This is a genomic window from Achromobacter sp. FW305-C-13 (assembly GCF_058783475.1).
In genome coordinates, this window is the sequence record NZ_JBYSYN010000001.1 from 902,123 (window position 1) to 914,305 (window position 12,183).

At 67.4% G+C, this 12,183-nt stretch carries 10 protein-coding genes; 2 read left to right on the forward strand and 8 right to left on the reverse strand.

Going from position 1 to position 12,183, the window contains the following annotated elements:
* Window positions 1-5: 5 nt before the first annotated feature.
* Window positions 6-1,526 carry an MFS transporter gene (locus tag AC3WMU_RS03985; RefSeq protein WP_006224301.1) on the reverse strand — a complete coding sequence of 507 codons (1,521 nt, stop codon included), beginning with the start codon at window positions 1,524-1,526 and terminating at the stop codon, window positions 6-8.
* Window positions 1,527-1,666: 140 nt separating this feature from the next.
* Between AC3WMU_RS03985 and AC3WMU_RS03990 the strand changes: the two genes are divergently transcribed.
* Window positions 1,667-2,542, forward strand: a complete 876-nt coding sequence (locus AC3WMU_RS03990; protein ID WP_006224302.1) for a LysR family transcriptional regulator — start codon at window positions 1,667-1,669, stop codon at window positions 2,540-2,542.
* On the opposite strand, the gene AC3WMU_RS03995 is transcribed toward AC3WMU_RS03990, so the two are convergent.
* The 3 genes from AC3WMU_RS03995 to AC3WMU_RS04005 form a co-directional block, all read right to left on the reverse strand.
* Window positions 2,539-3,225 carry a GntR family transcriptional regulator gene (locus tag AC3WMU_RS03995; protein WP_006224303.1) on the reverse strand — a complete coding sequence of 229 codons (687 nt, stop codon included), beginning with the start codon at window positions 3,223-3,225 and terminating at the stop codon, window positions 2,539-2,541. The genes AC3WMU_RS03990 and AC3WMU_RS03995 overlap by 4 nt on opposite strands.
* Window positions 3,226-3,352: 127 nt before the next feature.
* Window positions 3,353-4,756: a dipeptidase gene (locus AC3WMU_RS04000; RefSeq protein WP_492281870.1), complete on the reverse strand. Its 1,404-nt coding sequence runs from the start codon at window positions 4,754-4,756 to the stop codon at window positions 3,353-3,355.
* Window positions 4,757-4,819: 63 nt separating this feature from the next.
* A complete protein-coding gene (locus AC3WMU_RS04005; RefSeq protein WP_315131460.1) occupies window positions 4,820-5,800 on the reverse strand; it encodes a Bug family tripartite tricarboxylate transporter substrate binding protein in 981 nt (326 codons plus the stop codon).
* 131 nt (window positions 5,801-5,931) lie between these two features.
* Between AC3WMU_RS04005 and AC3WMU_RS04010 the strand changes: the two genes are divergently transcribed.
* Window positions 5,932-6,831 (forward strand): LysR family transcriptional regulator, encoded by a 900-nt coding sequence (locus AC3WMU_RS04010; protein ID WP_006224306.1) that lies wholly within the window; start codon window positions 5,932-5,934, stop codon window positions 6,829-6,831.
* A gap of 12 nt (window positions 6,832-6,843) precedes the next feature.
* Here AC3WMU_RS04010 and AC3WMU_RS04015 read toward each other — a convergent pair whose 3' ends face one another.
* From AC3WMU_RS04015 to AC3WMU_RS04030, 4 genes are read right to left on the reverse strand one after another with little or no spacing between them, the layout of a single operon-like run.
* Window positions 6,844-7,830 carry a tripartite tricarboxylate transporter substrate binding protein gene (locus AC3WMU_RS04015; protein WP_006224307.1) on the reverse strand — a complete coding sequence of 329 codons (987 nt, stop codon included), beginning with the start codon at window positions 7,828-7,830 and terminating at the stop codon, window positions 6,844-6,846.
* 58 nt (window positions 7,831-7,888) lie between these two features.
* Window positions 7,889-9,820, reverse strand: a complete 1,932-nt coding sequence (locus tag AC3WMU_RS04020) for an acyl-CoA synthetase (protein ID WP_492281871.1) — start codon at window positions 9,818-9,820, stop codon at window positions 7,889-7,891.
* Between the two features lie 17 nt (window positions 9,821-9,837).
* On the reverse strand, window positions 9,838-10,971 hold the full coding sequence (locus AC3WMU_RS04025) for an acyl-CoA dehydrogenase family protein (RefSeq protein WP_492281872.1): 1,134 nt from the start codon (window positions 10,969-10,971) through the stop codon (window positions 9,838-9,840).
* Window positions 10,972-10,980: 9 nt separating this feature from the next.
* Window positions 10,981-12,177 (reverse strand): acyl-CoA dehydrogenase family protein, encoded by a 1,197-nt coding sequence (locus AC3WMU_RS04030; protein WP_492281873.1) that lies wholly within the window; start codon window positions 12,175-12,177, stop codon window positions 10,981-10,983.
* Window positions 12,178-12,183 lie beyond the last annotated feature (6 nt).

The following is a 12,183-nucleotide window of genomic DNA, read 5'->3' on the forward strand; positions in this document are numbered from 1 at the left end:
TGCGCTCAGGCGGCGTGCGCCGGCCTGCGCGTGCGGTTCAGCAGCACGAAGACGGCGGTGGCCAACAGCATTACGGTCGCGGTCGCGATCACCACTGCGTAGCCGGTGTCGAAGGCCGACTTGGCCACCTGCGTCAAGGCGGCCGCAACGTCTGCCGGCAGGCCTTCGGCCACCAGCAGTGCGTCGTCCAGGCTGTCGCGTACGGACGCCGCCTGCGTCACGCCCGCCGGCACGTCCAGCGTCTGCGCGTAGACGCCAGTCAGGATCGATCCCATCAACGTCACGCCCAAGGCGCCGCCCAATTCGTACGACACCTCTTCGATCGAGGCCGCCATGCCGGCGCGTTCCGGCGTGGCGCTTTGCATGATGGAGCTGGAGGCCGCCGTCATGGTGGCGCCGATGCCCACGCCCAGCACGGTCAGGCTGGACATCTGGGCCATGAACGACCCGTCATAGCTCAGCAGGTAGCCGCCCATGCCCAAGCCCGAGACGGTCAGCGCCAGGAACATCAGGCGGGGTCCGCGGACGTAGGCCAACAGCCATCCCGCCAGCGGACCCGCCACGAAGGCGGCCAGCGGCAGCGGCAGGATGTAGAGCGCGGCCTGGATGGGCGACATGCCCACCACCAACTGCAGGCGCTGGCTGAACACGAGCTCCATACCGAACAAGGCGGCGCCCGCGAACAGGGCGGCGGCAACACCCGAACTGAAGGTGGCGTTGCGGAAGATGGCGAAGTCGATCAACGGGTACGGACGACGGCGCTGGCGGCGAACGAACACCGTCAGCATCGCAACGCCTGCCACGCAGGCCAGGCCCGCATGCAGCCACGACGTCGCGGCCTTGCCCAGTTCCTTCAACGCATAAGCACAAAGGATCAGCCCGGCCATGACCTGCAGCGAACCGGCCAGGTCCCAGGGGCGCGCGGCGCTGGGCCGGCTGGCGGGAATGCAGCGCCAGGCCAGCGGTAGCGCCAGCAGCACGATCGGCACGTTGATCAGGAACACCGAGCCCCACCAGAAGTGCTCCAGCAGCACGCCGCCCACGACGGGGCCCAACGCAGCACCACCGGAGGCGACTGACGCCCAGATGCCGATGGCGACGGCGCGTTCGCGTTCGTCGGTGAAGGTGAGGCGGATGATGGACAGCGTGGCCGGCATCATCATGGCGGCACCCACCGCCAGCAGCACGCGGGCGGCGATCAGGGCGGGGGCGCCGGGCGAATAGGCGGCGGCGAACGAGGCCACGCCGAACACGGCCAGGCCCATCATGAACAGGCGCTTGTGGCCGAGCCGGTCGCCCAGCGTGCCCATGCCCAGCAGCAGGCCGGACACGACCAGCGCGTAGACGTTCACGATCCACAATTTTGCCGAGGCCGAGACGCCCAGGTCGTGCGTGAGCCGGGGCAAGGCGGTGTACAGCACCGTCATGTCCACCACGATCAACAACAAGGCGATGGACACGATGGCCAGCACCAGCCAACGGCGCGGATCGGCCGTGGCGACAGCGTTCGAATGAGTCCGCTGCATAGTTCTACTCCTGTGAGGCAACTGAAAACCGGCGGCTGCTACGGTGCGGCGCCAGCGTCAGGTCCGGTATTATCTATCTGTATATTTGCCTGAAAAAGTTTGATTCCATCTATTAAATTGATGGATGGATAGGAGTCGCCATGCAATGGACCTTGGATCAACTACGCCAATTCGTGGCGGCCGCGGACGCCGGTTCGTTTTCCGCCGCGGCACGCGGGCTGGGCCGCGCGCAGTCGGCCGTCAGTACGTCGGTCGGGCTGCTGGAAGCGGACCTGGGCGTGGAACTGTTCGACCGGTCGCGGCGCAATGCCACGCTGACGCCCGTGGGTGAAGTGATGCTGCAAGAGGCCCGCGAACTGCTGCGCCAGGCGGGAGGCCTGGATCAGCGCGCCCTGTCGTTCGCCGCGGGGCAGGACGCGCGGCTGTCCATCGCGCTGGACGAAGCGTTGCCGTATCAGGTGCTGGGCGCGCTGGTGCTGGAGCTTGCGGCGCGCTTTCCGGCGCTGGAATTGACGCAACTGAATGGCACCGCGACCGAAGTGGCCGATTACGTGCATCAGGGCCGCGCCAGCATTGCTTTCCACTTCGACCGAGGCGATCCGGGCAGCGCCTTTGCGCACCGCTATCTGGGCCATGTGGAGCAGGCCGTCTTCGTGGCATCGGGCCACCCGCTGGCGGGTCTGGCCGAAGTGACGCGCAGCGATCTGGCGCGCTACCGGCAACTGGTGATGCAGATGGAAGGGGTGGACGAGGTGGTGCTGAGCCCGACCGTGTGGCGCACCGACAGCTTCTACAGCATTGCCGGCATGGTGGCGGACGGCCTGGGCTGGGCGATCCTGCCCTTGAACATCGCGGAATACGAGAGCTTTCGCACCACGCTTGCGCGCGTGCCGTGCGCGGGCCTGTCCTTGCCCATGCTGTCCGTGCGGACCTTATGGTTGCAAGGCGCGTCGTTGAGTGCGACCGAAACCTGGCTGCAGCAGCGCATGGGCCAACTGCTGGGGGCGGGCGGCTAGCTGAGCAGGGCGGTGACCAGATCGCCGCCTGACCGGCCGTCGTCCGTGAAGTTCAGCGCTGTCTGGACGTGTTCCAGATGTTCGTCCATCAGCGCGCAGGCGCGTTCGGTGTCGCCCGCGCGGGCGGCCTCGATGAAGGCGTGGTGCTCTTGCGACGAGCAACTGGCGTCGTGCGAGCTTTGATAGAGCACGGTGATCACGGCGCTGCGCGCGGACAGTTCGCGCAGCATGCCCGTCAGCACCGAATTGCCCACGGCTTCGGCCAGCAGGATATGGAAATGGCCCAGCAGGTGATTGCGTTTCTGGACGTCGCCGCTCTCGAGCGCGCGGCGCTCTTCGGCCAGGTGGGCATCGATGCGGCGAAAGTCGGCGGCCGTGGCGTTGGCGACGAATTCCTTGGCCAGCGCGGCCTCCAGGATGCGGCGCACGGCGTAGACCTCGCGCGCCTCGTTCGCGTCCGGCTTGCTGACGAAGGCGCCCTTGTCGGGCACGATGTTGATCAGCTTGTCCTTGCTGAGCATCAGCAGCGCCGCGCGGATCTTGGTGCGGCTGACCTTGTAGACGCGCGCCAGCGCTTCTTCGCGCAGCCGGGTGCCCGGCGGAAGCTTGTGCGCCACAATGGCGGCGGCCACTTCGCGGGCGATGTCGTCGGCGCTGGGATCTAGCTGAACTTCCTGGGTCATGGGGCGCGGCTGGGGCTGCCGGAAGGGAAAAACCATCGGGCAGCCAGTCTATCAAAAAGCCGAACAGGAAAGGCAGACATTTTTTGAATACAAAAATACCATGCAATCCTGGCCGGCTTTCCTCCTTTCAGCGCGGGTGGAAGGCTGCAGGCTCGAAGCGCCCCAGCGCGTCCAGCAATGCCGTCCAGGCCTTCACCCCCTGGCTGATCGACGACAGGCGGAAGAATTCATTGGGTGCGTGCACGTCTTCGTCGGGCAGATTGAACCCGAACATCAGGGTGTCGATGCCCAGCATTTCCTTGAAGACGGACGTGATGGGGACGCTGGCGCCCAGCCGGACGTGGATCGGCCTGGCCCCGCCGGGCACCTGCAGCACGGCTTGCGCCGCGGTTACCAGGGGATGTTCCGGGTGCAGCGTGGCGGCGGGCGACCCCGGGTTCAGCGCCACGACCTCCAGTTCGCAGCCCGCCGGGCAGCGGGCTTGCAGATGCGCCAGCACCGCGTGGATGACTTGCGCGGGGTCCTGGCCTTCCACGATCCGGACCGTCAGTTTGGCCTGGGCTTCGCAGGGGATGATGGTTTTGACGCCCGCGCCGGTGTACCCGCCCCACATGCCGTTCACGTCCAGCGCCGGGCGCAGCGTGATCCGTTCACGGGGGCTGTAGCCCGGTTCGCCGTGCGAGGCGCCCGCCACGTCGGTGAAGAACGCGGCTTCGTCGTAGGGGAAGGCCGCCGTGTCCTGGCGCTGCCGCGGCGTAGGGGGCTCGGCGCCCGCATGGAAACCGTCGACGGCGACGCTGCCGTCGTCCGCGTGCAGCGACGCCAACAGCGCCGCCATTTCGTGCAGGGCGTTCCTGACGCCGCCGCCGTAGCGGCCTGAATGCAGGTCTTTGGACGCCGTGCGCAGCTTGACCTCCAACGCGGCACTGCCGCGCGCGCCGGTGTTGATGGTGGGTGTCGTGGCGCTGGCGCGGCCGCCGTCGGCCGACAGCACGGCATCCGCGGCCAGCAGGTCGCGGTAGCGATCAATCAACGGGCGCAACGACGGGCTGCCCGTTTCCTCTTCGCCTTCGATGAACACCTTGATGTTGACCGGGCAGGCGCGCAGCGTGGCCAGGAAGGCGAACACGACTTCCAGCGCAATGGTGGTCGACCCTTTGACGTCGGACGTGCCGCGTGCATACAGGCGGTCGCCGACCTGCGTAGGTTCGAAAGGCGGGGTACGCCACAGCGCGACGGGGTCGGCGGGCTGGACGTCGTAGTGGCCATAGATCAGCACGGTTGGCCGCCCCGGCGCACTGGTCCATTCGGCATACACCGCGGCTTCGCCGCCGCCGTCCAGCAACTGCACCTGTTGCAGTCCTTCGGCGCGCAGCCGTTCGCACAGGAAGCGGCGCGCCTCGTCCATGGACGCGGCGTAGGCGGGGTCGGCGCTGACACTGGGGATGCGCAGGAACGTTTTGAGCCACGCTTCGATCTGCGGCTGGCGGGCGGCCAGATGATTCAGGACGGGCTGGAGAGTATTGGTCATGGAAGGGGCCGGAAGAAAGGGAGGGCGGCGCATGCCGGGGCGCAGGCCGGTCGGGCGGGGCGTTTAATCGCCGCGGAAGCCGCTGCGCTGCACCAAGTCGGCCAGACCGGCAATTTGTTCCGTGTAGAAGGCGTCGCCTTCGGCGAGCGTCTGCGGTGCGAACAGGATCTTTCCCTGCGCCTCCAGCGTCTTGCGGGCCGCGGGGTCGCGCAGCGAGGCCTGGATCGCGGTGTGCAGCTTCTGGACCGCCGCGGCCGGGGTGCCTTTCTTCACCAGATAGGCGGTCCAGATGGTGTAGTTGAAGTCCTTCAGCGTGGCGCTTTCCTGCACGCTGGGCACGTCGGGCAGCGCGGCCAGGCGTTCCCGGTTCAGCGTGCCGATGATCTTCAGCCGCCCTTCGCGGCGCAGGTCTTCGTAGTTCGCCTGGTACGGCATGATGGCGAAATCGATCTGGCCACCGGCCATGTCGGTGATCAGCGGCGCGCCGCCGCGGTACGGGATGTGCGTCAGCGCGACACCGGTGCGCTCGGCCAGCGCAGCGGTGATCAGGTGGATCATCGACCCTGCGCCGCCTGATCCGTAGGTCAACGGCACGCTGCGCTGGCGCGCCAGGGCGACCAGTTCATCCACATTGGCCGCGCCCAGGTCCGCGCGTGTCACGACGACGTAGGGCGACGTAGCCACGGGCGCCACGAACTGGAAGTCGTCCGGCTTGTAGGTGACGGACTTGTTGGTCAGCCCGGCCAGGATGAGCTCGTTGGGCGAGCCCTGAAACAGGGTATAGCCGTCGGCCTTGGCATTCAGCACGCGGTTCGCGCCCAGCGCGCCGTTGGCGCCGCCCAGGTTTTCGACGACCACCTGCACGCCCAGCGACTGCGACATCGGCGCCTGCACGGCGCGGGCAGTGATGTCGCTGGCCGCGCCCGCCGGGTAGGGCACCAGCAGGGACACGGGCCGGGCAGGATAGTCCTGCGCCTGCGCGTGGGCGCCGACGCCCAACCCGGTCAGCAGCGAGACGGCGGCGATCATCAGATTCTTTTTCATGGCATTCCCCTTGTGATGGATCCGAGTGCTGGATGGGATGCTAGAAGCGGCCGTTTCATCTGTCCAATCGATTGATTGGCTGATTACAATGCGTTTTATGCATGATTAATGCGATCAACGGGGTCGGGGCCATGAACCTTTCGCAGCTTGCTCATCTGGTGGCGCTTCTGGAGACCGGCTCGTTCACGCGGGCGGCCGAAGCGCTGCACTTGTCGCAGCCGGCATTCAGCCGCAGCATCCAATTGCTGGAAGGAGAACTGGGCGCGCTTGTGGACCGCATCGGCAAACGCAATGAGCCCACGCCGCTGGGCCGCCTGGTCGGGCAGCGAGCGCGGCGCGTGTTGGCCGAGGTCGAAGAAATCCGCCGCGAAGCGGAAATGCTGGCGCAAGGCGAAACCGGCGCCATCCGGCTGGGGTTGGGGGCGGCGCCCAGCGCCTTGCTCAGCGTGCCGTTGATGCAGCACCTGCTGGACCACTACCCGAAGCTGCGCGTCAAGCTGTCGCGCGGCCCCACGGAATCCTTGCTGGTCAGCCTGCGCGAGCGCGTGCTGGACGCGCTGATCGTGCACATCCGTACGCTGGACAACGAAGAAGACCTGGAGTTGGCGCCGATGCCGGCGCTGGCGTCGGGCTTTGTCTGCCGGCCGGACCATCCACTGCGGGACTTGCGGTGCGCAACCTTGGCCGACGTGTTGCGCTATCCCGTCGTGTCGACCGGTTTAAGCCCGGAAATCCGGCGGCGGCTCGCGGGCGCCGCTGCGCCGGCGGGGTTCGAGCTGCATATGGAATGCGAAGACATTTCCTACCTGTTCGATATCGTCGAGCGGTCGGATGCGGTTTTCCTGGGCGTGCTGGCCTCGGCGCGCACGCTGACGGAATCGGAACGGCTTGTTCGCCTGCCGCCGCCGCCGGATTTCGATATCCAGGCGCACTTCGCGTTCGTGACCTTGCGTGGCCGCAGCATCAGCCCGGCCACGCGCATCACGCGGGAACGCTGCTTTCAGGTCATTCAGGAAGCGGCGGGGACGTAAGCCCCGCGTGCGTCAGTCCTTCGCCATCAGCCCCAGGTATTCGATCAGGCCCTTTTCCTTGACGTACGTGGCCTGGGCCCAGTCCTTGTAATCCTGGCTGTTGCGGTAGGCCGGTTCCTGGTTCAACTGCTTCATGACGTCCACGCTGGCCGGATCGAACAAGGCCTTCTTAAACGCGTCGTGCAGGGTTTTCACGACCGCGGGGTCCATGCCCTTCGGTCCGGCCAGGCCGTAGGGCGAGGTGGACACGACCTTGTAGCCCAGCTCTTGCGCGGTGGGCACGTCGGGCCAGCGGGTCGTGCGCTTGTCGCCGAAGGTCACCAGCAGCCGCATCTTGCCGGCGTCCACGAACTGGTCCCAGCCCGTGGCGTCGCTTTGCGCCATGACGTGGCCGCCCAGCAGCGCCTGCTGCATGTCGGCGTTGCCCTTGAACGGCACGTGGTTCAGCTTGACCTTGGCGTTGATGGCGATTTCCTCGATCAGCAGATGCGGCGACGAACCGATGCCGGTGGAGCCGTAATCGATCTTGCCGGGGTTCTGGCGCGCGGCTTCGATGTATTCGTTGAAGGTCTTGTACGGCGAATCCGAACGGACCGTGAAGCCGAAGGTGTAGCCCGACAGCCCGATGATGAAGCTGAAGTCGTTGATGGGATCCCAGCTGCTCTTTTGCATGTAGGGCATGCGCAGCATCGCCAGCGTGTACAGGCTGATCGTGTAGCCGTCCGGCTTGGCGGTGCGGGCCATCGTGGCCGTACCCAGCGTGCCGCCCGCGCCGGGGCGGTTCTCGACGATGACGGTCTGGCCCAGGTACTTGGAGGCGTCCTGCGCCACGATGCGCAGGTGGCGGTCGGTGGAGCCGCCGGCCGGGAAGGGCACGATCAGCGTGATGGGCTTGGTGGGGAAAGTGGATTGCGCGCCGGCGGACAGCGGCAGGGCGGCGCCGGCGGCGGCGAACAGCAGGGCGCCCAGGCAGGCGCGGCGCAGAGGCTTCTTGAGCATGGGGTTTGTCTCCAGTGGTGTTGTTATGGCTTGTTGTGAGGTTTGGAACGGCAGCGGCTCAGTCGCGCAGGGCGACCTTCACCGGCAGCCGCGCCAAGGCTTCGCGCAACTGCTCCCTCAGCGGCGCGGGCGTGCCGGGAGCCGCTTGCACGGCGACCTCCGGTTGCGCGTCGGCCAGCACGCGGAAGATCTGGGCGTCTTCCGTCAGGCCGGCCGCCTGCAAGGTGCGCGCCACCACGGACTCCACCGCTACAGCGGTGGCCAGGCGGCGCAAATCGGGTTTGTAGATCTTGCCCACGTTGGTCATGGGCATGGCGTCCAGGACGATGACGCGTTTGGGCCGAGCCGGGCCTTCGTCCACGTGGGCCGCGGCGTAGGCGACGAGTTCGGCTTCGGTGGCCTGGGCGCCGTCGGCCAGCGTCACGAAGGCCACGGGCAGTTCGCCGGCGTAGGCGTCCGGTGCGCCGACCGCGGCGCACAAGTGCACCGCCGGGTGCGTGGCCAGCGCGTCTTCGATGGTCTTCGGGTCGATGTTGTGGCCGCCGCGGATGATCAGATCCTTGGCGCGGCCCTGCAGATGCAGCCGGCCCTCGTCATCCATGAACCCCACGTCGCCGCTGATCAGCCAGCCGTCTTCGGTAAAGGCGCGCGCAGTGTCTTCGGGGTCGAGGAAGCCGGGGATCACGTTGGGCGCCTTGAAGAGCACCATGCCGGCCGTGCCTGCAGGCAGGTCGCGCGCCGCCTGGCCCGACGGGACGTCCAGCCCCACGATGCGCACCTGTACATAGGGCAGGGGGAACCCCACGCAGTTCACGGGAAATTCCGAGCCGGGCGGCGTGATGGACGAAATGCCCGCCATTTCGGTCATGCCCAGGCTCTCGTTCACGTGCAGCCCGAACAGGCGCTTGAAGCGCGCGGCAAGCTCGGCGGGCAGCGGCGCGGCGCCCGTGCGGCAATAGCGCAGCGACGAGATATCGGCGCCGGCGAGCGGTACGTCCGCCAGCGCGGCCAGGATGGTGGGCACGCCCTGCAAAGAGGTTGCGCGGTGCTTTTCCACCAGCCGCCAGTAGTTGCGCAGCACATCGCGGTTGCGCAGCAGCAGGGTGGTGGGAATGACGGTTTCCACGCCCGCAGACAGGGCGGCCAGCGACGCCGGCAGCACGCCCGCCACGTGGAATAGCGGATAGCCGTTGATGACCACGTCGCTGGGCCCGGCGTTCTGCAACTGCACGGCGGCCCAGGCGGTGAAGACCTGATTGGCGTGAGTGTGGATGGCCAGCTTGGGCGCGCCCGTGGTGCCGCCCGTATGGAAATATGCCGCGACGTCGTCGGCGCGGATCACGCGTTCGCTAAGCAGGCGGTCGGCCGGTTGCGCCGAACGGTTGGCGTTGAAATCCAGCGCATAGTCGGGCAAGGCGGGGCGGGCCGACAAGGGCTCGTCCAGCGGGGCCACGCGCAGCAGGGTCTGCAAGGTGGGCACGCGTTCACGCAGCCGCAAGGCCTTGGACCAGGTGCCGCATTCGGCGTCCGAGCCATAGGCGATCACCACCTTGGCGCGGGCCGTCGTCATCAGCGAGGCGAGCTTGTCTTCGCTCAGCAGCGGATTCAGCGGCTGGACGATGCCGGCGGCTTCGCTGCCCCACAGCGCCAGGTGGTATTCCAGGCAGCCGGGCAGAATCACGCCGACGGCGTCGCCCGCGCGCACGCCAAGGTCATGCAGCAGGTTGGCGGTCTGGTGGATGCCGGCCAGCAGCTCCCGATAGCTCCAGCGTACGGCCTCGTCGTCCGGGTTGGCGGTGCGCAAGAAGGTTAGCGCGGTCTTGTCGCCGAAAGCCGCAGCCGAATTGCGGAAGATCTCGTAGGTGCTCTGCACCGTCAGCGTTTCGGCCAGCGGGCGCGATTGCAAGCGCTGCACGTCGGCGGCGCTGCGCACCAGGAAAGGCGCCGCGAACGGGCGCGACAAGGGCGGGACGGTATAGGCCTGCGTCATGTCCTGGCGTCCTCCGTTCAAGCCTGCCCCAGCGCGATGTAGCGGCGCAGGTGGTGGTCTTCGTCGCCCAGCTGGTGGTCGATCATCACCAGGCGCTTGGCGTAGTGCGCCAGGGGCAGTTCCCACGTCATGCCGATGCCGCCGTGCAGCTGGATGCTTTCTTCGGCCACCAGCGTGCCGATGCGGCCGATGGTGTATTTGGCGGCGGACAGCGCGCGTTCGCGAGTGGCGCGGTCGGGGTGGTCGACGGCGGCGGCGGCGTTGATCACGGCCGAGCGCGCCTGTTCGATTTCCAGCAGCACGTCGGCCATGCGGTGCTGCAGGGCCTGGAAGCTGCCGATGGGGGTGCCGAACTGGCGGCGCGTGCGCAGGTATTCCAGCGTGGCGTCGCGGGCGCAATCCATGGCGCCCACGGCTTCCGAGCACAGGGCCAGGATGCCGCGGCCGATGGCGCGTTCCAGCACCGCGTAACCCGCGCCGGCCTCGCCCACCAGCGCGTCGGGGCCAAGCTGGACGTTGTCGAAGCTGACTTCGGCGGCGCGTCCGCCATCGATCAGGCCATAGCCGCGTACCGACAGCCCGGGCGTGCCGGCGCTGACGAGGAAGAGGCTGATGCCCGCTTCGTCATCTTCCGCGCCGGCCGTGCGGGCCGACACCAGGAGCAGGTCCGCATGTTCGCCCGCCGTCACGACCGCCTTGGCGCCGTTGAGCACCCAGCCCTCGCCCGAGCGTTCGGCACGGGTGCGCACTTGCGCCAGGTCATAGCCCGATTCCGGCTCGGCTTGGGCCAGCGCGGCGGTGATGGCGCCTGCGATCAGGCCCTCCAGCGCTTCACGCTGGGCCGGCGTGCCGGCCGCGGCGATGGCGCTGCCCACCATCAGGGCGTCCAGGAACGGTTCGACGACCAGCCCGCGGCCCAGCGCTTCAAAGACCACCGAGATATCGAATCCCGCGCCGCCCAGGCCGCCGTCGGCCTCGGTGAACAGCGCGCCGATGGCGCCCAGTTCGGCATAGCGGCGCCAGAATTCCACGCTGTAGCCTTGCGGCGATTGCGCGTGGCGTTCGCGCGTGGCGAAGTCGTACTGCTCGGTGACAAAGCGGCGCAGCATGTCGGAGAGCATGCGCCGGTCTTCAGTGTGTTCAAAATTCATGGCCGGCCCTTACAGTCCCAGGATCATCTTCGAGATGATGTTCTTCTGGATTTCATTGGAGCCGCCGAAGATCGACAGCTTGCGGTTGTTGAAGTACTGCGCCGCGGCGCTGTCGGCGCCTTCCGGCCCGATGGGCGGGGCGTCATAGCCGTCATGCAGCGCTTCGGGCACGAAGGGGCGCGCATAGGGGCCCATGGCGCGCCGGTTCAACGCGGTGATTTCCTGCCGGATCTGCGTGCCGCGGATCTTCAGCATCGAGCTTTCGGCGCCGGGCGCGCCGCCGCCGGCAACTGCCGCCACGACACGCAGGTTGGTGGTGCGCATATTGGCCAGTTCGATCTCGAGGCGGGCCAGGCGGGCGGCGAAGTCCGGGTCTTCCGCCAACGGGCGGCCATGCTTCTTTTGCCGGGCGGCCACGGCTTTCAGGCGTTCCAGCGCTGCTGTCGACTGGCCCACGCCCGCGATGTTGGTGCGTTCATAGGTCAGCAGGTACTTGGCGCAGGTCCAGCCGCGGTTTTCTTCGCCCACCAGGTTTTCGGCCGGCACGCGCACGTCCGAGAAGAACACCTCGTTGACTTCGTGTTCCCCGTCCAGCGTGATGATGGGGCGCACTTCGACGCCCGGGCTGTTCATGTCGACCAGCAGGAAACTGATGCCTTCCTGGCGGCGGCCTTCCTGCGACGTGCGCACCAGGCAGAAGATCATGTTGGCGTACTGGCCCAACGTGGTCCAGGTCTTTTGCCCGTTGACGACATAGCTGTCGCCGTCGCGCACGGCGGTGGTCTTGACGGAAGCCAGGTCCGAGCCCGCGCCGGGTTCGGAATAGCCCTGGCACCACCAGTCGCTGCCGTCCAGGATGCGGGGCAGCCAGTAGTTGCGCTGCGCTTCGGTGCCGTACTTGATCAGCACGGGGCCCAGCATGCTCAGCCCGAAGGGCACGATGCGGGGCGCGGCGGCCAAGGCGCATTCATTGTCGAAGATGAATTTCTGCGTGGCGCTCCAGCCGGTGCCGCCGTATTCCACGGGCCAATGGCTGGCCAGCCAGCCTTGCTGATTCAGGATGGCGTGCCATTCGACCATGTCGGCGCGCGCCAGCAGCTTGCCCTGGCCGACCTTGTCGGACAGGCGCTGGGGCAGCTTGGCCGCCAGGAACGCGCGCACTTCGTCGCGGAACGCGTTTTCTTCGGGGGTGAATTCGAGGTCCATGTCGGT

Coding starts and splice junctions, on each gene's coding strand:
- AC3WMU_RS04030 (WP_492281873.1), bottom strand. CDS start 12,177: ATGGACCTCGAATTCACCCCCGAAGAAAACGCGTTCCGCGACGAAGTG.
- AC3WMU_RS04020 (WP_492281871.1), bottom strand. CDS start 9,820: ATGACGCAGGCCTATACCGTCCCGCCCTTGTCGCGCCCGTTCGCGGCG.
- AC3WMU_RS04025 (WP_492281872.1), bottom strand. CDS start 10,971: ATGAATTTTGAACACACTGAAGACCGGCGCATGCTCTCCGACATGCTG.
- AC3WMU_RS03990 (WP_006224302.1), top strand. CDS start 1,667: ATGCAATGGACCTTGGATCAACTACGCCAATTCGTGGCGGCCGCGGAC.
- AC3WMU_RS04010 (WP_006224306.1), top strand. CDS start 5,932: ATGAACCTTTCGCAGCTTGCTCATCTGGTGGCGCTTCTGGAGACCGGC.
- AC3WMU_RS04005 (WP_315131460.1), bottom strand. CDS start 5,800: ATGAAAAAGAATCTGATGATCGCCGCCGTCTCGCTGCTGACCGGGTTG.
- AC3WMU_RS04015 (WP_006224307.1), bottom strand. CDS start 7,830: ATGCTCAAGAAGCCTCTGCGCCGCGCCTGCCTGGGCGCCCTGCTGTTC.
- AC3WMU_RS03985 (WP_006224301.1), bottom strand. CDS start 1,526: ATGCAGCGGACTCATTCGAACGCTGTCGCCACGGCCGATCCGCGCCGT.
- AC3WMU_RS03995 (WP_006224303.1), bottom strand. CDS start 3,225: ATGACCCAGGAAGTTCAGCTAGATCCCAGCGCCGACGACATCGCCCGC.
- AC3WMU_RS04000 (WP_492281870.1), bottom strand. CDS start 4,756: ATGACCAATACTCTCCAGCCCGTCCTGAATCATCTGGCCGCCCGCCAG.